Source organism: Enterobacter bugandensis (assembly GCF_900324475.1).
Taxonomy (GTDB): Bacteria; Pseudomonadota; Gammaproteobacteria; order Enterobacterales; family Enterobacteriaceae; genus Enterobacter; species Enterobacter bugandensis.
In genome coordinates this window covers 3,437,698-3,457,563 of the sequence record NZ_LT992502.1, presented here as the reverse complement: position 1 = coordinate 3,457,563, position 19,866 = coordinate 3,437,698, and the positions used below count along the sequence as shown (strand labels likewise).

The following is a 19,866-nucleotide window of genomic DNA, read 5'->3' as shown; positions in this document are numbered from 1 at the left end:
CTTTACTCCTGTTTTGCAAGGGTGGTGTCGGTTTGCGTAACGGTGGCAATTTCCGCCGCGCGGTACTGTTTGTCCACGATACGCATGAAAGGCAGGTACAGCATGGCGCCAATCAGCAGGTTGATTAGCTGCATCACGCTGCCGCTCAGGTGTCCGGTGACGATAAAACCGCTGATCACCGGCGGCAGCGTCCAGGGAATAAACACCCCGGTGGTGACAGCGACCGCGCCAATCTTCATCGCCGCATACTGCACGGTGACCAGCACCAGCGGCACCAGGTTGAACGGAATAAGCATGATCGGGTTCATGATCACCGGCAGGCCAAACAGAATCGGCTCGTTGATGTTAAACACCGACGCCCCGGCGCCGAGGCGCGCCACTTCGCGCATGTTTTTACTGCGCGCGAAAATCAGCATCGCAATTACCAGCGACAGCGTGGCACCCGCGCCGCCCATCCAGATCATGTCAAAAAACTGTTCCGTGATAATGTGCGGCGGCGTCGTCCCCGCCTGGATCGCGGCGATGTTGTCGGTCTGGTTTTCCATCCACAGTGGACGAATGATGCCGTTAATCATCGAGCCGGAGTTAATGCCCACTGACCAGAGAATGGTGATGCTGAAGACGGTCATCAGCGCACCGAAATAGGATGTGCCGTAGTGGCGCACCGGGGTAGCAACCACTTCATAAATAAACTGGTGGATGGTGTTGTAGTGAGTGTTTTCGAAGACGATGCGGATACCCAGCACCAGAATCATCACCAGCAGGGCGGGGATCAGCGCCGCGAACGACTCCTGCACCGCAGGAGGCACGCCGTCCGGCATTTTAATGACCAGATTTTTGCGCTTCAGCCAGCAGAACAGCTCCGTCCAGAGCAGCGAACCGATCATCGCCACGAACAATCCTTTGCTGCCAATCCACTCCACCGGCATCACGGTAATACCGCCGTTTTCCGCCACCTTAATAAACGGCGTCAGGATCAGAAACGCGACCAGTGCCAGAATGCCGCAGGAGATGCGGTCCTCGCCGTAGTGTTCCGCCAGGCGGAAGGCGACCAGGAAGCTGATGAACAGCGACATGGTGGAGAACACCGCGTTGAATGGAATTTCAATAATCGCGCTCCAGCTCTCACCAAAGGCCTGAGACATAAACTGCTGATAGGCCTGGTTAGGGAAGGAGGAGATAACCAGCAGAATGGAGCCGACGATAATAAACGGCATGAATGACACGTAGGCACCGCGAATGGCCCCGAGATGACGCTGCTGGGCCGTTTTCGCCGCCAGGGGCATCAGTTTTGCTTCAAGAAATCCCAGAACATTGTTCATTGTGAACTCCGTACAAGATTGAGGGGTGTTGTTTATGTTATGTCTGTGGATTATCAGTGAAGCGCGGCGAGCGAAAGGTGAAACCGGTCACAAAGCAATCGCCTGTATTATATAAATCTCATATGATTAGTTAACGGAATTGTTGCGATGGAAATTAAACTTCACGCCAATGCGACCACCACGCCGCGCATCCGCCGCTATCTGCAACAGTCAGATAAAAGCGACAGAGAGCTTGCCGTTGAGCTGGGGATCTCGGTCACGACCGTCAGGCGCTGGCGCAACCGCGACCAGGTTTCGGATAACCACACCACGCCAAAAGTGATACACAAAGCGTTGAGACAGGAGCAGGTGGCGCTGGTGAATGCGCTGCGCGACATCTCAGGGGCGCCGTTAGATGAACTGCTGCAGATGGTTAACGACGTGCTGGGGATCCGCGTTTCAAGGGCAACGCTGAATCGCTATCTCAAACCGGCCTCCGCGAAGCTAAAAGGGGGGCCGTTGCAGGGAATAAAAGCGCTGAAGGCTGGCATGCGGCCGCATACGCTGATGCTCCATCATCTGCCTTTATCCCTGCACATGGACGATGGGGGTGAACAACACCTGCTCTGGGCGCGCGAACCAGTGAGCGGTTGGTGTTATGCCCGGCTCTATGCAGGACTGTCGCCCCAGTTGCTCAATACCTGGACGCGGGCGCTGCTTGATGACTGTCCGGCTGATATACAATCTATTGAGACTTTTGGTTTTGAGCTGACGGAGGCTGCAAAAGATGTGGCTGTAAAAACGCATCTCCAAAAACACAACGCGCTTCAGGTAGCGGTGCCATTAGGCGATGTTATTCCTCGCGTGAATGATGAACCGGCGGGAGAGGTGTTGATCGCGCTGTGCGAGTTCTATAACCGGGGCAAAACGCAGAAAAAGCTGGGAGAGAGTACGCCGCAGGCGTTTCTGGAAGCGCTGCGGCGTAAGGACTAGAGGATGTCGAGCACATCTTCCGGCGGACGGCCAATGCGCGCCTTGCCGTTCGCCACCACAATCGGGCGCTCAATCAGCTTTGGATTGTCGACCATCGCCTGTACCAGCTCAGCCTCGGTGAGGCGGCTGTCATCCAGATTAAGCGATTTATACAGATCCTCTTTCTGACGCATCAGTTCGCGCGCGCTGCCCATCCCCAGCATGTTCAGCAGCTCGCGGATCGTCTGCGCGTCCGGCGGCGTCTCCAGATACAGCACCACTTCCGGGTCGATGCCGTTAGATTTCAGCAGGCTGAGGGTATCGCGGCTCTTGGAGCAGCGAGGGTTATGGTAAATTTTTACCGCGTCTGTCATGACTTCTCCTTTATTACATCTTCTCGTACGGCTTAAAGCGTTGTTGCAGGCCGCGCAGCTGGTCGATACGCGCGTCGTAGCGGGCCTGCTGCAGGCTGCCGAGCTTCACCTGCGAGCTGGCGCTGCTGAGCAGGGAAATAGCCTGATCGAGACGGCCCGCCAGCGCCAGCCCTTCAGCACGCGCCGCCAGTTCCTGATCGCGGTTACCCAGTTGCCCCTGCGCCTGAGCGAGCAGCTCCCAGCCGTTCTGGTCGTCTTTATTGTTAAACGTGTAGCGGTTCAGAATGGTTACGGCCTGCGCAGGCTGACCGCCCTGCAAGTAAGCGTTCGCCAGGTTAAGCTGCAGCACCGGGTTGGTCCGAATGTCTTTCGCCCCTTTCAGGCGGTTAATCGCATCAGTGGCTTTTTTCTGCCCCAGATCGATATCCGTCGAGAGATCGAGATACCACGGATTGTTCGGGTCGGCTGCCAGCAGCGGCTGCAGCGCTTTACGCGCCTCGTCGTATTTACTGGCTTCCATCGCCTGTAGCGCCTGACCATACTGCGCGGCATTTTTTTCCCGCACGTTGCCTTTCGCCAGGGTATCCAGTAGATCGCTGGTGAGCTGGTTACGTCCGGAGTTGTACATGCCGAGCGTTCTTACTTTCGCCATGTAGAAGTCCTGCGAAGACTGCACGACCACCGGGCGCATCTGGTTGGCACGGTTGCGTGCATCCGAGAGACGGCTTTCCGGCAGCGGGTGGGTGAGCAAAATTTCCGGCGGACGGGAAGAATACCGTGCCTGGTCGAGCAGTTTTTCCAGGAAGCTCGGCATGGCCTGCGGGTCAAAGCCGGAGCGCTGTAAAACCTGAATGCCGATGCGGTCAGCTTCCTGCTCGTTTTGCTGGGTGAAGCTGATCATCCCCTGACGCGTTCCCGCAAGCGTACCGGTCAGGGCCGCCATCCCGGCCTGCGGGCTGGCCATCGCCAGCAGAATAGAGCCCAGTGCGCCCACCCAGGTGAGCGGGGCGTTACGTTTCTGGTCTTCCATTGCACGCGCGAGGTGGCGCTGGGTAACGTGCGAAATTTCGTGCGCCATTACCGAAGCCAGCTGGCTTTCGTTGTCTGAGTAACGGAATAACGCCGAATGCAGCACCACGTTTCCGCCGAAGAAGGCGAAGGCGTTGATTTCGTCGTTATTAATCAAATAGAAGTGGAAGGGCGTTTTTACCGAGTCGGCGTGCGCCACCAGGCGCATCCCCAGCCCGTTAATGTACTGCACCAGCAAAGGGTCGTTGATCAGCGGGGCGCTGCCGCGCAGCTGGCGCACATAGTAATCACCCATCTGCATCTCTTGCCCGATAGAGAGCGTGCTTCCTGCCGTGGTGCCCATGTCCGGCAATGAATCGGACGAGTCAGCGAAAGCGGGCAACACCTGACCGACCGTCACTGCGGCAATCAGTGTTGCAACCAGTGTTTTTCTCAACTGCCTGAACATAACCACTGTCCTGTATGTTGGAGGTGCTAATTTGACCGATGAACCGGCATATCGTTCATCTCTGCTGCCCTGCGAGTGTAGCCGTGTTACCGCATGAAGAAAATCCCATTCATCAGGCTTTTGCGGATTGTGACAGGGATACAAAAAGCGAAAGTCTTTTTTGTGACAGTTAGATACAATTCACCGTCTCACTCCCGCCAATCGATTCAGGGAAGGGTTGTATGCTCGAAATGTTAATGCAGTGGTATCGGCGTCGGTTCAGTGACCCGGAAGCCATTGCTTTGCTGGTTATTCTGGTTGCCGGGTTCGGTATTCTGTTCTTCTTCAGCGGCCTGCTCGCCCCTCTGCTGGTGGCGATTGTGCTCGCATACCTGCTGGAGTGGCCAACGGCGCGCCTGGAACATATCGGCTGTTCGCGCCGCTGGGCAACGAGTATCGTGCTGGTGCTGTTTGTCGGTATTCTGCTGCTGATGGCATTTGTGGTGATGCCGGTTGCCTGGCAGCAGGGGATCTACCTGATCCGCGATATGCCCGGCATGTTGAATAAGCTGTCTGATTTCGCCGCCACGCTGCCGCGTCGTTACCCCGCGCTGATGGATGCGGGGATCATAGATGCGATGGCCGAAAACATGCGCGCCCGCATCATGACGATGGGCGATTCGGTGGTGAAATACTCTCTGGCCTCGCTGGTGGGTCTGCTGACGCTGGCCGTCTATCTTGTGCTCGTGCCGCTAATGGTGTTCTTCCTGGTCAAGGACAAAGAGCAGATGCTGAACGCGGTACGCCGGGTGCTGCCGCGCAATCGCGGGCTGGCCGGGCAGGTCTGGCAGGAGATGAACCAGCAGATCACCAACTACATTCGCGGCAAGGTGCTGGAGATGATAGTCGTGGGGGTCGCCACCTGGATTGGCTTCCTGATCTTCGGCCTGAACTACTCGCTGCTGCTGGCGGTGCTGGTCGGATTTTCGGTTCTGATCCCGTATATCGGCGCGTTTGTGGTAACCATTCCGGTGGTGGGCGTTGCGCTGTTCCAGTTTGGGCTGGGTACCGAGTTCTGGAGCTGCTTTGCGGTATATCTCATCATTCAGGGGCTGGACGGTAACCTGCTGGTGCCGGTGCTGTTCTCCGAGGCCGTGAACCTGCATCCGCTGGTGATTATCCTGTCGGTGGTGATTTTCGGCGGGCTGTGGGGGTTCTGGGGCGTGTTCTTTGCCATTCCGCTGGCGACGCTGATTAAAGCGGTGGTGCACGCGTGGCCGGATGTGCCTGCGGTGGAAGAGAAGTAGTTTTTGTGCGGCCTGATGCCCTCACCCCGACCCTCTCCCCGTGTACAGTCCGGGGACATGGTAGACAGGTGTTCGGGGACATGGTGAACACTTTTTAACATCCTTTACCCATGGTGATCGACTTTTTCTTCAGGTCGATCACCCCCACTTTCGTGCTGTACCACCACACTTCATAGCAGCCGTCATCCTGCGTCTCCCTCAGCCCGACCCGTTCTCCCCTGAACGCCTTGCCTGCGCTCAGACTGACACCCTGTATGCTCAGCTTTCCGCTGACATCCACTTTCCTGACCTTCACCCCTTCATCGTACTCAGGTGGCGTTACGCTGCCGCTGTACTGCCGGGCAGACGGCTGATAACGCGAGGCCGGTACCGCCATATCCAGCGCCTCGTGCGGGGTTCAAGGTTGTACACCGTGCGCCAGTGATCGAAAGCGCGTTGCAGCTCTCCGCTGTCCGCGAACCATTTTCCCTGCAGCACTTCCGCCTTCAGGCTGCGGTGAAAACGCTCCAGCTTGCCCTGCGTCTGCGGATGATAAGGCCGGGAGTGCCCACCCGGATACCGTGGCGCATCAGCCACAGCTCCAGCGCCGTCCAGGTGCCGGTGGTGTCGCCCCACGGTGAGCCGTTGTCCATCGTCATCCTGTCCGGCAGGCCGTAGCGTTCAAACGCGCTGACCAGCTGCTGCTGCACGGTCTCGCGCCGTTCATCGGTACAGTGCGCCAGGCACAGGGAAAAACGGGAGTGGTCGTCCAGCAGGGTGAGCGGATGGCAGCGGCCACCGCCAAAGGGAAAGTGACCCTTAAAATCCATCTGCCAGAGCCGGTTCGGCGCGTCATGTTCGAAGCGTCCCGTAGCCGGAACGCCCGGTGATGCGCCCGGCAGCAGACCGTGACGGGCCATCAGATTATGGACGGTGCTGAAGGCGGGCATACGGTGCCCCTGGTCTTCAAGCCAGCGCTTAATCTTGCGGGCGCCCCAGCGTTGATGACGGTCATGCGCCATGCGCAGCAGGGCCGTGATGTCGTCAGATGAGCGGTTCGGGGAATGATGAGGTGCGCGGGAGCGGTCCTGAAGACCGGAGGCACCTTCCTCAGCCCAGCGCTGAAGCCACTTGTAGCCGGTGGCAGGAGAAATGCCGAACTGACGGCAGAGGAAACGGATGTTCGCCCCGTCCTGCGAGGCGAACAGTACAAACTCGGTACGTAATGACATGGTATCTCTCGCATCCCAGGGCATAAGCGACTCCATAAACGGGTTCTTATGCCTCAGTTGTAAGTGTCTACCATGTCCCCGAACAAGTGTTCACTATGTCCCCGGACCGTACACCCCGTGGGAGAGGGGGAAAACACTAAAAACGGCAACCTGGGTTGCCGTTTTTAGTGTTTATCAGGCGCTTTGTTTCAGCCAGTTCAACACCACGTCGTGGTGGTTGCTGGTTTTGAAGTCGTCAAACACATGTTCAACTTTACCGTCAGCGTCAATCAGGAAGCTGATGCGGTGAATGCCGTCGTAGGTTTTACCCATAAAGGTCTTTTCACCCCAGACGCCGAACTGCTCGCAGACCTGGTGGTCTTCGTCGGAAAGCAGCGTGAAGTTCAGCAGCTCTTTTTCCGCAAATCGTGACAGCTTTTCTGGTTTATCCGTGCTGATTCCCAGCACTTCCACGCCGACTTTCTTCAACTCGTCCATGTTGTCGCGTAAGCCGCAGGCCTGTACGGTGCAGCCGGGGGTCATGGCTTTCGGGTAGAAATAGACCAGAACACGCTGTCCCTGGAAGTCGGTCAAATTTACTTGCTCACCGTCTTGATCCGGTAAGCTAAATTTCGGTGCGATGTCACCGGCTTTCAGTGGATTCATTACTCAACTCCATCCTGTTCGTGCTGCGAATAATTGACGACGCTTATACTGCCCTGCGCGTTTAATTCTGTACAGAGGGCTTTGAACGCTTGCTCGATATTTGACGCATCCTGCGAGGCAGGGCTGTGTGCGGTAATTTGAATAAAGAGCGTGGGAACGGTGCTTTCGTCGCCCGGCTGCGTGCGGGAGACGAGTTCGGCAATGTTCATCTGATGGCTGTCGAACAGCGCGGTAAAGCGCTCAATCAGATGCGGAGAATCAGGGACTTCAACCTGCACCCAGACGGTCGCGGGCATGGCCGGACGCGGGCGCGCGGTGGTGCGCTTCATGACGATCAGCAAATCCAGCTCCGCGCCTTTCAGCGGCAAAGTGGATTCGATAAGGGTAATGGCATTCCATGTTCCGGACAGCAGCATGATAAACGTGAACTCTTCGCCGAGCATCGCCAGGCGGCTGTCTTCGATGTTACAGCCGCAGCTGCTCACGTGACGGGTGATGGTGTTCACGATACCCGGCCTGTCGGCACCCAGCGCGGTGATAACCAGGTAATGTTGTGATGAGGTTGTCAAACCTGTTCTTCCTTTGCATGGTTAAGTCTTCCTAAGGAAAGCATAAAAAAAACGTGCATACAACCGCCAGAGGGCCTCAGGTCGCTTGCTTTTATTACAGTTCCAAACGTACCATTGAGGCTCTTGTTCGCACAGAGGATGGCTCATGTTCACGGGAAGTATTGTCGCGCTTGTTACACCGATGGATGAAAAAGGTAATGTCTGCCGGTCCAGCATGAAAAAGCTGATTGATTACCATGTCGCCAATGGAACCTCGGCGATCGTTTCGGTAGGGACTACCGGTGAATCTGCAACGCTGAGCCACGAAGAGCACGGCGATGTGGTTATGCTGACCCTGGAACTGGCTGACGGACGTATTCCGGTCATTGCGGGGACAGGTGCTAATGCGACCGCAGAAGCGATCAGCCTGACCAAACGTTTTAACGACAGCGGCATCGTGGGTTGTCTGACGGTCACCCCTTACTACAACCGTCCTACTCAGGAAGGTTTGTTCCAGCACTTCAAAGCCATCGCTGAACATACTGACTTGCCACAAATTCTGTATAATGTGCCGTCCCGTACCGGCTGCGATATGCTGCCGGAAACCGTTGGTCGTCTCTCGGAAGTAAAAAATATTATCGGTATTAAAGAGGCGACAGGGAACTTAAGCCGCGTTCATCAGATCAAAGAGCTGGTTTCAGACGACTTTATCCTGTTGAGTGGTGATGATGCGACCTCGCTGGACTTTATGCAGCTTGGTGGTCATGGCGTGATCTCCGTAACGGCGAACGTTGCGGCGCGCGATATGGCTGAAATGTGCAAACTGGCCGCAGCCGGTCACTATAATGAAGCGCGTGTCATTAATCAGCGTCTGATGCCGTTGCACAATAAATTATTTGTCGAACCCAATCCGATCCCAGTGAAATGGGCGTGTAAGGAATTGGGGCTTGTAGCATCCGATACGCTGCGTTTGCCAATGACACCGATTACCGACCACGGTCGCGACATCGTCAGGGCAGCGCTGAAGCATGCCGGTTTGCTGTAAAGTTTAGGGAGATTTGATGGCTTATTCAGTACAGAAGTCGCGCCTGGCGAAGGTTGCGAGTGTTTCGCTTGTTATGCTGCTCGCTGCCTGTAGTTCAGACTCGCGCTACAAGCGCCAGGTGAGCGGTGATGAATCCTATCTGGATGCGACCCCGCTTGCTGAACTTCATGCACCGGCTGGTATGATCCTGCCGATTCAAAACGGCGATTATAATATTCCCGTGACCAACGGCAGCGGCCTGGTTGGTAAAGCGCTTGATATTCGTCCGCCAGCACAGCCTCTGGCGCTGGTAAGCGGGGCGCGTACCCAGTTCACCGGTGACACGGCGTCTCTGCTGGTTGAAAGCGCGCGTGGAAGCAATCTGTGGCCACAGGTCGTCAGCGTTATTCAGGCGAAGAATTACACCATTGATAAGCGCGATGACGCCAGCCAGACGTTAACCACCGACTGGATCGAGTGGAACCGTCTTGATGAAGATCAGCAGTACCGTGGACGCTATCAGGTCTCCGTGAAACCACAGGGTTACCAGCAGGCAGTTAACGTTAAGCTGTTGAACCTGGAGCAGGCGGGTAAACCGGTTGCGGATGCCGCCTCTATGCAGCGTTACAGCACTGAAATGCTGAACGTGATCGCCGCAGGTCTGGATAAGACTGCTACCGATGCCGCCAACGCCGCGCAGAACCGTAACGGCGTCACTTACGACGTTCAGAGCGGCGCGGATGACACCGGCCTGCCAATGCTGGTGGTGCGTGCACCGTTTAACCAGACCTGGCAGCGCCTGCCAGCGACGCTGGAAAAAGTGGGCATGAAAGTGACCGACAGCACCCGTTCAACCGGCAGCATGACGGCGACCTATAAGCCGCTGTCCGACAGCGCGTGGCAGGAGCTGGGCGCCAAAGATCCTCAGCTTGCCTCCGGTGATTACAAGATTCAGGTAGGTGATCTCGATAACCGCAGCAGCCTGCAGTTTATCGATCCAAAAGGTCACACGCTGACCCAGGCGCAGAACGATGCGCTGGTCGCTGTCTTCCAGGCAGCATTCAGCAAATAAATACGAGGGCGGGTTAATCCCGCCCTTTTTATTTTCGTGCTACGCAAACGTGTGCGTGGCATAATATACCCCGTTTTGAACGCAAATTATCACACCAGGAGTAATGAAGATGCAGAAGCAAGCTGAGTTGTATCGTGGCAAAGCGAAGACCGTATACAGCACGGAGAACCCGGATCTGTTGGTGCTCGAGTTCCGCAATGATACGTCAGCAGGGGATGGCGCCCGCATTGAGCAGTTCGATCGTAAAGGCATGGTGAACAACAAGTTCAACCACTTCATTATGACCAAACTGGCCGAAGCGGGTATCCCGACCCAGATGGAAGCGTTGCTGTCCGATACGGAATGTCTGGTGAAAAAACTGGATATGGTTCCGGTTGAGTGCGTGATTCGTAACCGTGCGGCAGGCTCCCTGGTGAAGCGTCTGGGCATTGAAGAAGGTATCGAGCTGAATCCACCGCTGTTCGACCTGTTCCTGAAAAACGATGCCATGCACGACCCAATGGTCAACGAATCCTACTGCGAAACCTTCGGCTGGGTGAGCAAAGAGAACCTGGCGCGCATGCAGGAACTGACCTACAAAGCCAACGACGTGCTGAAAAAGCTGTTTGATGACGCGGGCCTGATCCTCGTCGACTTCAAGCTGGAGTTTGGTCTGTTCAAAGGTGAAGTGGTGCTGGGCGACGAGTTCTCCCCGGACGGCAGCCGCCTGTGGGATAAAGAAACCCTGGATAAAATGGACAAAGACCGTTTCCGTCAGAGCCTGGGTGGCCTGATTGAAGCCTACGAGGCGGTAGCTCACCGTTTAGGCGTTAAGCTCGACTAAGTCCCTCAGTTGCCAAAGGATGTTCGCATCCTTTGGCGTCTTACCTTTGTTTCCTATGGTAATCTTGCCGTTAACCGCCTACGATCATAGCTATTATTAATGGAATAGTTCGAGGTGGTTATGCGCTGGCAAGGGCGTCGTGAAAGTGACAATGTAGAAGACAGACGCAGTGATGGTGGCGGCGGTCCTTCAATGGGCGGGCCCGGCTTCCGCTTACCCAGCGGCAAGGGCGGTATCATCCTGCTGATTGTGGTGCTGGTCGCAGGTTACTACGGGGTCGACCTCACCGGTCTGATGACCGGTCAGCCGCTGCAGCAGCAACAGCAATCTCAGCGCTCCATCAGCCCGAATGAAGATGAAGCGGCCAAATTTACCTCCGTTATTCTCGCCACAACTGAAGACACCTGGAGTCAGCAGTTCGAGAAGATGGGGCGCACCTACCAGCAGCCAAAGCTGGTGATGTACCGGGGCGCAACCCGCACCGGATGCGGTACCGGGCAATCTGTTATGGGGCCGTTCTATTGCCCGGCAGACGGCACCGTCTATATCGATCTCTCTTTTTACGATGACATGAAACGCAAGCTTGGCGCTGACGGTGATTTTGCCCAGGGCTACGTTATCGCGCATGAAGTCGGCCATCACGTGCAAAAGCTGCTGGGGATTGAGCCCAAAGTGCGCCAGCTTCAGCAGAACGCGTCTCAGGCCGAAGTGAACCGCCTTTCCGTCAAAATGGAACTGCAGGCGGACTGCTTCGCGGGCGTCTGGGGCCACAGCATGCAGCAGCAGGGCGTGCTGGAATCCGGGGATCTTGAAGAGGCATTAAACGCGGCTGAGGCCATCGGCGACGACCGTTTGCAGCAGCAGAGCCAGGGTCATGTCGTGCCGGACAGTTTCACTCACGGTACGTCACAGCAGCGCTACAGCTGGTTCAAGCGCGGCTTTGACAGCGGCGATCCGGCCCAGTGTAATACCTTCGGCAAAGCCATGTGATGGTGTCGTTTGAACATCTGACGCGCGAGCTTGAGCGTACCGGGCACCGCCGTCTGGTGGTGCTCACTGGCGATGAACAATGGACGTTGAGCCAGGCGGCTGGCCTGCGTGATGCCTTGCCGGGAGACTGGCTGTGGCTGGAGGAGAATCCCTCAAAAGCCGTTAGCGGGCTGCTGGGACGCGAATATCTGCACGCCGTTTTTGACGCGCGTGCCGGGTTTGATGTCTCAGCCTTTGCCGCACTCAGCGGGACGCTGCGCGCCGGAAGCCTGCTGGTGCTGCTGGTGCCGCCTCTCGCTGACTGGGCCGACAAGCCTGACGGCGATTCCGTGCGCTGGAGCGACAGCGCGGAACCCATCGCCACCCCGCGCTTCGTTCACCATTTTTGCCGGACGCTTGCCGCTGATGCGGATGCGATCGTCTGGCAACAGCATCGTCCTCTCTCTCTTCCCGCTGCGCCGGATTCGCCCGCCTGGCAGCCAGCCAGCGGCGAGCCGCAGCGCGAGCAGGCGGAGATCCTCGACGCGCTTCTGACCATGCCTGCGGGCGTTGCTGCCGTGACGGCACCGCGGGGGCGCGGAAAGTCAGCCCTCGCTGGGATGCTACTCAACAGCATTCAGGGGAGTGCGGTGGTCACTGCACCGGCCAAAGGGGCAACGGATGTCATTGCGCGCTTCGCTGGCGAGCGTTTTCACTTTATGGCCCCGGATGCGCTGCTGGCCTCCACGACAGAAGCCGACTGGCTGATTGTTGATGAAGCCGCAGCCATCCCCGGCCCGCTGCTGGACAAGCTGGTGTCGCGCTTTCCTCGCGTGTTGCTGACCACCACGGTCCAGGGTTATGAAGGCACGGGCAGGGGGTTTCTGCTCAAGTTCTGCGCCCGGTTCAGCGGGCTGCGGCGCTATACCTTATCCACCCCCATTCGCTGGGCGGCCGGGTGTCCGCTTGAGCGGATAGTGGCGAATACGCTGCTGTTTGACGACGCGCTTATTGACCGCAAACCGGAAGGTGACGTGCGTATACGGTCGCTGGAGCCGCGGATGTGGGAGAGCGACCCGGCGCGCGTGGCAAGCGTGTATGAACTGCTGTGTGCCGCGCACTACCGGACGTCCCCGCTCGATTTACGCCGGATGATGGACGCCCCCGGCCAGCACTTTGCGGTTGCACACGCGGGGGCGGATATGGCGGGCGCGCTCTGGCTGGTGGAAGAGGGGGGATTGCCCCCCGAACTGAGCCGCGCGGTGTGGGCGGGCTTTCGTCGTCCTCGCGGGAACCTTGTGGCGCAGTCACTGGCGGCGCACGGCGGGTCGCCTCTCGCGGCGACGCTGAAGGGGCGGCGGATTAGCCGCATTGCGGTGCATCCCCACCGTCAACGGGAAGGCATCGGCCAGCGGCTTATTCGCAGCGCCAGCGGTGAAGATTATCTCTCGGTAAGCTTTGGCTATACCGACGAGCTGTGGCGTTTCTGGCGGCAGTGCGGCTTTGTGCTGGTGCGAATGGGCAGCCATCGGGAAGCCAGCAGCGGGTGCTACACGGCGATGGCCTTACTGCCGCATAGCGAGGCCGGGCACCGCCTGTGCGCGCAGGAGCACCAGCGCCTGTGTCGCGATATGCGCGTTCTTTCGGCCTGGAACGGCGAAAAGATCCCGGTGACCGATGCCTGGGAAGCTACCCTTAATAGTGACGACTGGCTGGAGCTGGCGGGGTTTGCCTTTGCGCACCGGGCGTTTTCAACCTCGGTTGCTGCCCTGACGCGGCTGGTGTTAGCTACAGACATGCCGCTTCCGGCGCTGCGCGGGAAAATAGAGGGTAAGACGGAGGAGAAAGGGCGAAAAGCGCTGCTGGCTAAACTGCGGAGTGAAACCGCGCAAGCGCTTGAGAACCTTGATTATTCCCGCTGCCAGCAGCTGAAAGCCGACATTTTGCAATGGCAATTTTTTCAATGACTTCTTCAGTAAAGTGGCATGGTCATTACCCCGCAGAGGCGTAAAATCCTGCTCATCAATTAAGGAGACCGCCATGAAACACGACCATTTTGTTGTTCAAAGCCCTGACAAACCGGCTAAACAGTTACTGCTCCTGTTTCATGGCGTGGGCGATAATGCCGTCAATATGGGACAGATTGGCCGCTGGTTTGCGCCCGTTTTTCCGGAAGCATTGATCGTCAGCATCGGCGGCGTGGAGCCGTGCGGTCCAGACGGACGGCAGTGGTTCCCGGTTCAGGGCGTGACGGAGGAGAACCGTCAGGCGTGCATTGATGCGATCATGCCCACGTTTATCGACATCGTGCGCTACTGGCAGCAGCAGAGCGGCGTAGGCGCTGACGCAACGGCGCTGATTGGCTTCTCGCAGGGGTCAATCATGTCGCTGGAAAGCGTAAAAGCGCAGCCCGGCCTGGCTTCACGCGTCATCGCCTTTAACGGGCGTTATGCAACGCTACCGACAAGCGCGACCACGCAGACCACCATCCATCTCATTCACGGTGGTGAAGATCGGGTGATTGAGCTTTCGCATGCGGTAGCTGCCCAGGAAGCGCTGGTGCGTGAGGGCGGGGATGTGACGCTGGATATTGTTGACGATCTGGGCCACGCGATCGACGACCGCAGCATGCAGTTTGCGCTCGATCATCTGCGCTATACCGTGCCGAAGCACTACTTTGATGAAGCGCTCAGCGGCGGTAAGCCGAATGATGATGATATTGTTGAATTTATGTGAGGTTATCCCCTCTCCACAGGAGAGGGGATACAGACCGATTACTTCTTCTGGTCTTTCTTCGGCCAGTCGTCGTCATCGTCCCACTTATCGTTAAAATCACGGTGCGGCGGGAGATCCGGCTTATTCGCGAGAAACTTTTTGTGGTCAACGCGCTTAAGGTCTTTAATCACGTTCAGCAGTACGCCGACCAGAAACACCAGCACCAGAATCCACCAGTACTTTGCAAGCCAATCCATTCGCTATTCCTCTCTGAGCGCTCGTCAGGCGACGAGTTGCTCCATAATACGTTGATACATGCGGGCCAGTAGTTGTAAATCGGCTGCGTTCACACACTCGTTGATTTTGTGAATCGTCGCGTTAACCGGACCCAGTTCGACAACCTGTGCACCCATGCGGGCGATAAAGCGTCCGTCTGAGGTGCCGCCCGTCGTCAGCAGCTGCGGCTTAATTTCATTATAGTGCTCAATGGCGTTCACCACCGCATCCACCAGCTTGCCGCGCTGCGTCAGGAACGGCTGGCCGGAAAGCCACCAGTCAACGGTGTAGCGCAGGTTGTATTTTTCCAGCAGAGCGACAACGCGCGCTTTGATCGTCTCGTCGGTCAGTTCGGTACTGAAGCGAAAGTTGAACTGGACGAAGAAATCTCCCGGGATGACGTTGTTACTGCCGGTTCCGGCCTTGACGTTGGCGATCTGCATGCTGGTCGGCGGGAAGAACTCGTTGCCTTTATCCCACTCAATGCCTACCAGTTCGTTCAGCATTGGCGCGGCGCGGTGGACCGGGTTATCGGCCAGATGCGGGTAGGCCACATGCCCCTGAACCCCATGTATGGTCAGGTTACAGGTCAGCGAGCCGCGGCGACCATTTTTGACGACATCACCCACCACTTCGGTACTGGACGGCTCGCCGACCAGACAGTAGTCAAGACGTTCATTGCGCGCCATCAGCGCCTCAACGACCTTCACGGTACCGTTATGGGCGCTGGCTTCTTCATCGGAGGTGATCAAGAACGCGAGACGGTTTTTGTGGTTCGGATGCTGAGCCACAAAGCGCTCTGCCGCCACAACCATCGCCGCCAGCGAGCCTTTCATGTCTGCCGCGCCGCGGCCGAAGAGCATGCCATCGCGGATGGTCGGCTCAAACGGCGGATTAATCCAGCGATCAGCGTCACCCGCGGGAACGACGTCAGTGTGCCCGGCAAAGGCCAGCGTTTCGCCCTGGCCACGCCACGCCCAGAAGTTCTGGGTATCGCCAAAATCCATGCGCTCAACGGTAAAACCGATGGCGCGCAGGCGCTCAATCATTAATGCCTGACAACCTGCGTCGTCCGGGCTAAGGGAGGGACGGCGAATAAGCTGTTGAGTCAGCTCAATGACCGGGCATGACATACACTACACCTCTACGAAAAAGTCAGAATAAAGGGTTTCACTGAAACCCAGCAGCATAGGCTGACCTGGCTTGCAGAGCAATGGGCGTTTGATAATTGCCGGCATGTCGAGCATTAACTTTGCCGCGCTGTCGGCGTCAACGATGCTGGCGCGCACGGATTCGTCCAGCTTACGCCAGGTGGTGCCGCGGGTGTTCAGCAGCGCTTCCCATCCCAGTTCGTTAATGGCGGTATGCAGAAATTCTGCATCAAGCCCGTCGGCACGATAATCGTGGAAGCGGTACTCGACGTTATTAGTTTCCAGCCAGCGGCGTGCTTTTTTGATGGTGTCGCAATTTTTAATGCCGTACATCACAACCATGTTGAATCCTTTTGCTCTTATGGCGATTAAACGTTCAGTAAATTCGAAGATATATCTTTAGGTGGAATATAACACACTCAGGAATGCTCTGGATTTACACTTCTTCTTAATTCAACTCACACTTGTACGCTGAATATAGTTTCACCATTTAAGCATAGATGTCCACCGTGTTTAAATTCTGAATAAACTCAGCGCGTAAAATAAAACTCACCCGTTCGTAGGGCTATTTCAAAATATTGCTGGCCGTCACACAAAATTTAAACTCCTCCATTCATATTTATCATAAATCCCCAACGGTGGCGGGGTACAATCACAGCGATTGGTTAAACAGTCTTCACAATGGTGATACGTTTTCGTAGAATGCGCATAATAATAAGAGAGGTTGTTATGATTGAACGTGAACTGGGGAACTGGAAAGATTTTATCGAAGGCATGCTTCGTAAATGACATTCAGTAAGAATTGCAAGAGCACTAAAATAAGTAAAATAACCATAGTGTGAATTAATCACACAATAAAAAGGCGGCCGATTAAGCCGCCTTTTTTATGACTGCGGGTTATTCCTGTCGCTCCCGGAGCGGGAAGCGACGACGCACCAGCACAAAGAACAGCGGCACAAAATAAATCGCCAGGATGGTGGCCGCAATCATCCCACCCATGACGCCGGTACCCACCGCATGCTGGCTGCTTGAGCCTGCACCCGTGCTGGTTGCCATCGGCAGTACGCCAAAAATAAACGCCAGTGAGGTCATCAGGATCGGACGTAGGCGCTGGCGGCAGGCGTGCAGCGTGGCGGCCATCAGCTCGTGGCCTTTGGCATTCATCTCGTTGGCAAACTCAACGATCAGAATGGCGTTTTTCGCCGACAAGCCGATCACCGTAAGTAGCCCCACCTGGAAGTAAACGTCGTTCTCCAGGCCGCGCATCCAGGTCGCCAGCAGCGCACCGATAACCCCAAGTGGCACCACCAGCATGACCGAGAACGGAACCGACCAGCTCTCATACAGCGCGGCAAGGCAGAGGAAGACCACCAGCAAAGAAAGCGCATAGAGGGCAGGGGCCTGCGCCCCGGAGAGGCGCTCCTGGTAAGACATGGCCGTCCACTCCAGACCAAAACCGGCGGGCAACTGCTGCACCAGTTTTTCCATCGTGTCCATGGCGGTACCGGTGCTGACGCCCGGCGCGGCTTCCCCGACGATTTCAACTGCCGAATAGCCGTTATAGCGCTCCAGACGCGGCGAACCGCTCTCCCAGCGCGACGTGGCAAAGGCGGAGAAGGGGACCATTCCGCCAGAATTATTGCGTACAAACCAGCGGTTAATATCATCCGGCAACATGCGGAACGGCGCGGCTGCCTGGACATACACTTTTTTCACGCGGCCGCGATCCATAAAGTCATTTACGTAGCTTGAGCCCCATGCGGTTTGCAGGGTGTCGTTGATATCGTCGATCGACACGCCCAGCGCCTGCGCCTTACGCTGGTCGATATCCACCTGAAGCTGCGGGCTGTCGTCAAGACCGTTGTGACGAACGCGGGTCAGGCCGGGATCTTTCCCTGCTAGTTCTAGCAGCTTATCGCGCGCGGCCATCAGGGCCGAGTGGCCCGCGCCGGCGTGATCCTGCAGCTCCATATCAAACCCGGCGGAACTGCCCAGGCCGCTGATCGCGGGCGGGCTGCTGGCAAAGACGCGCGCCTCTTTAATGCGGGCAAACGCTTTGGTCGCGCGTTCGATGATGGCGAACGAGGTTCCCGTTCTGGCATCGCGTTCGTCCCAGTCTTTCAGGCGGACAAACATGCGGGCGACGTTCTGCCCGTTCCCGCCCGGGCCGGAGCCGACGGTAGAGAAGACCGAAACAACGTTATTTTTCTCTTTGGTGAAGAAGTACTGCTCAACGTTCTGAACCACCTTCAGCGTCTGCTGCTGGGTGGATCCGCTCGGGAGCTGCACCGAGGTGATGAACATCCCCCTGTCTTCCTGCGGCAGGAACGAGGTGGGAAGATGCAGGAACAGCCACACCATGCCGCCCAGCAGCACAACGTAAATCATCATCCAGCGCAGGCTGCGGTGTAGCACTTTGCCGACGGCAGATTCATACCGCTCGGCGTTGCGGTTGAACATGCGGTTAAACCAGCCGAAGAACCCTTTCTGGCCGTGATGTTCCCCTTTGTGCAGCGGCTTAAGGAGGGTGGCGCAGAGCGCGGGAGTGAGGATCAGCGCCACCAGCACGGAGAGCACCATCGCCGAGACGATGGTAATTGAGAACTGACGGTAAATCGCCCCGGTTGTACCGCCAAAGAAGGCCATCGGGATAAAGACCGCCGACAGCACCATCGCGATACCGACCAACGCCCCCTGAATTTGTCCCATCGATTTACGCGTCGCCTGACGCGGGGAAAGCCCCTCTTCGCTCATGATGCGCTCGACGTTTTCGACCACCACGATGGCATCGTCCACCAGCAGGCCAATCGCCAGCACCATGGCAAACATCGTCAGGGTGTTGATGCTGTAGCCGAACGCGTAAAGCACCGCAAAGGTGCCCAGCAGCACCACCGGGACGGCAATGGTGGGGATCAGCGTGGCGCGGAAGTTTTGCAGGAACAGGTACATGACCAGGAACACCAGGGCGATCGCTTCCAGCAGGGTTTTGACTACGTCCTCAATCGAGGCTTTAACGAAGGAGGTGGTTTCATAGGCGACCTTGTACTCCAGCCCGTGCGGGAAATACTGCGACAGCTCATCCAGACGGTCCAATACCAGCTTCGCCGTCGCCATTTCGTTTGCGCCGGAGGCCAGCTTAATTCCCAGTCCAGAGGCCGGGTTGCCGTTAAAGCGGCTCAGGTAATCGTATTTCTCCGCACCCATTTCCACCTTAGCAACGTCGCCCAGACGCACTTCTGAACCATCCTGATTCACGCGCAGGGTGATGTTGCGGAACTGGTCCGGGGTCTGAAGCAGAGATTGCGAATTAATGGTGGCGTTCAGGGCCTGTTTATCGACGGAAGGCGTGCCTCCCAGTTGCCCCACGGCAATTTGGGCGTTCTGTGCTTTGATGGCGTCCGTCACGTCGGTCGCCGTCATCTGATAGCTGTTCAGCTTGTTGGGATCGAGCCAGATACGCATCGAGTACTGTGAGCCATAGGCGTCGATATCCCCCACGCCGTTAATACGGCTGAGCGGGTCCTGAATATTACTGGCGACGTAGTCCGCAATGTCCTGTTTATCCATTGAGCCATCGGTGGAGACAAACGCGATGGTCAGAATGTTGGTATCACCGGTTTTACGCACGGTGACGCCCTGGTTCTGCACGGCCTGGGGCAATTTACGCATGGCCGACTGCAGCTGGTTTTGTACCTGCTGCACCGCTTCGTCCGGGTCGGTGCCCGCCTCAAAGCTCAGGGTGACAGTCGCCTGTCCCGTGGCGCTGCTTTGGGAGGACATGTACATCAGATTATCCAGACCCGTCATGTTCTGCTCGATAACCTGCGTCACGGTATTTTCCAGCGTTTGTGCGGACGCGCCGGGGTAGTTTGCTGTGACACGCACGTTCGGCGGTGCCAGATCGGGATATTGCTCAACGGGAAGAGAAGTAATCGCCAGGACACCTGTCAGACACAACAGGATGGCAAGCACCCAGGCAAAAATGGGGCGATCGATGAAAAAATTCGCCATGAAAGTGTGAC

18 protein-coding genes and 1 pseudogene are annotated in these 19,866 nt (G+C 56.9%); 9 read left to right on the top strand and 10 right to left on the bottom strand.

Translation table 11 applies throughout. The features are described from left to right. Window positions 1–2: 2 nt before the first annotated feature. Window positions 3–1,322: a PTS cellobiose transporter subunit IIC gene (celB, locus tag DG357_RS16690; RefSeq protein WP_045261167.1), complete on the bottom strand. Its 1,320-nt coding sequence runs from the start codon at window positions 1,320–1,322 to the stop codon at window positions 3–5. Between the two features lie 147 nt (window positions 1,323–1,469). Here celB and DG357_RS16685 point away from each other — a divergent pair, with 147 nt between their 5' ends. Next, window positions 1,470–2,294, top strand: a complete 825-nt coding sequence (locus DG357_RS16685) for a hypothetical protein (RefSeq protein ID WP_088204567.1) — start codon at window positions 1,470–1,472, stop codon at window positions 2,292–2,294. Here DG357_RS16685 and arsC read toward each other — a convergent pair. Together arsC and bepA are read right to left on the bottom strand one after the other, a co-directional pair. Further along, the gene (gene arsC / locus DG357_RS16680) at window positions 2,291–2,647 is read right to left on the bottom strand and encodes an arsenate reductase (glutaredoxin) (protein ID WP_045261165.1); all 357 of its coding nucleotides are present in this window, start codon (window positions 2,645–2,647) and stop codon (window positions 2,291–2,293) included. The genes DG357_RS16685 and arsC overlap by 4 nt on opposite strands. A gap of 13 nt (window positions 2,648–2,660) precedes the next feature. Continuing rightward, window positions 2,661–4,124 carry a beta-barrel assembly-enhancing protease gene (gene bepA, locus DG357_RS16675; RefSeq protein WP_041908772.1) on the bottom strand — a complete coding sequence of 488 codons (1,464 nt, stop codon included), beginning with the start codon at window positions 4,122–4,124 and terminating at the stop codon, window positions 2,661–2,663. A 221-nt stretch (window positions 4,125–4,345) separates the two neighbouring features. Between bepA and DG357_RS16670 the strand changes: the two genes are divergently transcribed. After that, window positions 4,346–5,410 carry an AI-2E family transporter gene (locus tag DG357_RS16670; RefSeq protein ID WP_028014023.1) on the top strand — a complete coding sequence of 355 codons (1,065 nt, stop codon included), beginning with the start codon at window positions 4,346–4,348 and terminating at the stop codon, window positions 5,408–5,410. Between the two features lie 94 nt (window positions 5,411–5,504). Here DG357_RS16670 and DG357_RS16665 read toward each other — a convergent pair. The 3 genes and pseudogenes from DG357_RS16665 to DG357_RS16655 all read right to left on the bottom strand — a co-directional run bounded on the left by DG357_RS16665 (window position 5,505) and on the right by DG357_RS16655 (window position 7,835). Next, window positions 5,505–6,645, bottom strand: a pseudogene (locus tag DG357_RS16665) (IS481 family transposase). 150 nt (window positions 6,646–6,795) lie between these two features. After that, the gene (bcp, locus tag DG357_RS16660; protein ID WP_014171119.1) at window positions 6,796–7,266 is read right to left on the bottom strand and encodes a thioredoxin-dependent thiol peroxidase; all 471 of its coding nucleotides are present in this window, start codon (window positions 7,264–7,266) and stop codon (window positions 6,796–6,798) included. Then, a complete protein-coding gene (locus tag DG357_RS16655) occupies window positions 7,266–7,835 on the bottom strand; it encodes a glycine cleavage system transcriptional repressor (protein WP_028014022.1) in 570 nt (189 codons plus the stop codon). The genes bcp and DG357_RS16655 overlap by 1 nt, the downstream gene beginning before the upstream one ends. 145 nt (window positions 7,836–7,980) lie before the next feature. On the opposite strand from DG357_RS16655, the gene dapA reads away from it, so the two are divergent. The 6 genes from dapA to ypfH all read left to right on the top strand — a co-directional run bounded on the left by dapA (window position 7,981) and on the right by ypfH (window position 14,438). Further along, window positions 7,981–8,859: a 4-hydroxy-tetrahydrodipicolinate synthase gene (gene dapA, locus DG357_RS16650; protein ID WP_028014021.1), complete on the top strand. Its 879-nt coding sequence runs from the start codon at window positions 7,981–7,983 to the stop codon at window positions 8,857–8,859. A 16-nt stretch (window positions 8,860–8,875) separates the two neighbouring features. Continuing rightward, entirely contained in the window at window positions 8,876–9,910 is a 1,035-nt protein-coding gene (gene bamC, locus DG357_RS16645; RefSeq protein ID WP_028014020.1) for an outer membrane protein assembly factor BamC, read from the top strand. Window positions 9,911–10,019: 109 nt separating this feature from the next. Continuing rightward, entirely contained in the window at window positions 10,020–10,733 is a 714-nt protein-coding gene (gene purC / locus DG357_RS16640; RefSeq protein WP_023332985.1) for a phosphoribosylaminoimidazolesuccinocarboxamide synthase, read from the top strand. Between the two features lie 120 nt (window positions 10,734–10,853). Further along, window positions 10,854–11,723 carry a KPN_02809 family neutral zinc metallopeptidase gene (ypfJ, locus tag DG357_RS16635; protein WP_088205031.1) on the top strand — a complete coding sequence of 290 codons (870 nt, stop codon included), beginning with the start codon at window positions 10,854–10,856 and terminating at the stop codon, window positions 11,721–11,723. Beyond that, the gene (locus DG357_RS16630; protein ID WP_088205030.1) at window positions 11,723–13,669 is read left to right on the top strand and encodes a tRNA(Met) cytidine acetyltransferase TmcA; all 1,947 of its coding nucleotides are present in this window, start codon (window positions 11,723–11,725) and stop codon (window positions 13,667–13,669) included. The genes ypfJ and DG357_RS16630 overlap by 1 nt, the downstream gene beginning before the upstream one ends. Window positions 13,670–13,742: 73 nt before the next feature. Next, entirely contained in the window at window positions 13,743–14,438 is a 696-nt protein-coding gene (gene ypfH / locus DG357_RS16625) for an esterase (protein ID WP_088205029.1), read from the top strand. A gap of 38 nt (window positions 14,439–14,476) precedes the next feature. Here ypfH and DG357_RS16620 read toward each other — a convergent pair whose 3' ends face one another. From DG357_RS16620 to DG357_RS16610, 3 genes are read right to left on the bottom strand one after another with little or no spacing between them, the layout of a single operon-like run. Continuing rightward, window positions 14,477–14,674, bottom strand: coding sequence for a YpfN family protein (locus tag DG357_RS16620; protein ID WP_013098222.1), 198 nt, complete (start codon window positions 14,672–14,674; stop codon window positions 14,477–14,479). 24 nt (window positions 14,675–14,698) lie between these two features. Beyond that, window positions 14,699–15,826, bottom strand: coding sequence for a succinyl-diaminopimelate desuccinylase (dapE, locus tag DG357_RS16615; RefSeq protein WP_028014016.1), 1,128 nt, complete (start codon window positions 15,824–15,826; stop codon window positions 14,699–14,701). Window positions 15,827–15,829: 3 nt separating this feature from the next. Next, window positions 15,830–16,186 (bottom strand): ArsC family reductase, encoded by a 357-nt coding sequence (locus tag DG357_RS16610; RefSeq protein WP_045261161.1) that lies wholly within the window; start codon window positions 16,184–16,186, stop codon window positions 15,830–15,832. Window positions 16,187–16,573: 387 nt separating this feature from the next. On the opposite strand from DG357_RS16610, the gene ypfM reads away from it, so the two are divergent. Beyond that, window positions 16,574–16,633: a protein YpfM gene (gene ypfM / locus DG357_RS16605; protein WP_015572204.1), complete on the top strand. Its 60-nt coding sequence runs from the start codon at window positions 16,574–16,576 to the stop codon at window positions 16,631–16,633. A 108-nt stretch (window positions 16,634–16,741) separates the two neighbouring features. Here the strand turns inward: ypfM and acrD are convergent, their stop codons facing one another. Continuing rightward, window positions 16,742–19,855: a multidrug efflux RND transporter permease AcrD gene (gene acrD, locus DG357_RS16600; RefSeq protein ID WP_088205028.1), complete on the bottom strand. Its 3,114-nt coding sequence runs from the start codon at window positions 19,853–19,855 to the stop codon at window positions 16,742–16,744. Between the last annotated feature and the right edge of the window lie 11 nt (window positions 19,856–19,866).

Coding starts and splice junctions, on each gene's coding strand:
- celB (WP_045261167.1), bottom strand. CDS start 1,322: ATGAACAATGTTCTGGGATTTCTTGAAGCAAAACTGATGCCCCTGGCG.
- DG357_RS16685 (WP_088204567.1), top strand. CDS start 1,470: ATGGAAATTAAACTTCACGCCAATGCGACCACCACGCCGCGCATCCGC.
- arsC (WP_045261165.1), bottom strand. CDS start 2,647: ATGACAGACGCGGTAAAAATTTACCATAACCCTCGCTGCTCCAAGAGC.
- bepA (WP_041908772.1), bottom strand. CDS start 4,124: ATGTTCAGGCAGTTGAGAAAAACACTGGTTGCAACACTGATTGCCGCA.
- DG357_RS16670 (WP_028014023.1), top strand. CDS start 4,346: ATGCTCGAAATGTTAATGCAGTGGTATCGGCGTCGGTTCAGTGACCCG.
- bcp (WP_014171119.1), bottom strand. CDS start 7,266: ATGAATCCACTGAAAGCCGGTGACATCGCACCGAAATTTAGCTTACCG.
- dapA (WP_028014021.1), top strand. CDS start 7,981: ATGTTCACGGGAAGTATTGTCGCGCTTGTTACACCGATGGATGAAAAA.
- bamC (WP_028014020.1), top strand. CDS start 8,876: ATGGCTTATTCAGTACAGAAGTCGCGCCTGGCGAAGGTTGCGAGTGTT.
- purC (WP_023332985.1), top strand. CDS start 10,020: ATGCAGAAGCAAGCTGAGTTGTATCGTGGCAAAGCGAAGACCGTATAC.
- ypfJ (WP_088205031.1), top strand. CDS start 10,854: ATGCGCTGGCAAGGGCGTCGTGAAAGTGACAATGTAGAAGACAGACGC.
- DG357_RS16630 (WP_088205030.1), top strand. CDS start 11,723: ATGGTGTCGTTTGAACATCTGACGCGCGAGCTTGAGCGTACCGGGCAC.
- ypfH (WP_088205029.1), top strand. CDS start 13,743: ATGAAACACGACCATTTTGTTGTTCAAAGCCCTGACAAACCGGCTAAA.
- DG357_RS16620 (WP_013098222.1), bottom strand. CDS start 14,674: ATGGATTGGCTTGCAAAGTACTGGTGGATTCTGGTGCTGGTGTTTCTG.
- dapE (WP_028014016.1), bottom strand. CDS start 15,826: ATGTCATGCCCGGTCATTGAGCTGACTCAACAGCTTATTCGCCGTCCC.
- DG357_RS16610 (WP_045261161.1), bottom strand. CDS start 16,186: ATGGTTGTGATGTACGGCATTAAAAATTGCGACACCATCAAAAAAGCA.
- acrD (WP_088205028.1), bottom strand. CDS start 19,855: ATGGCGAATTTTTTCATCGATCGCCCCATTTTTGCCTGGGTGCTTGCC.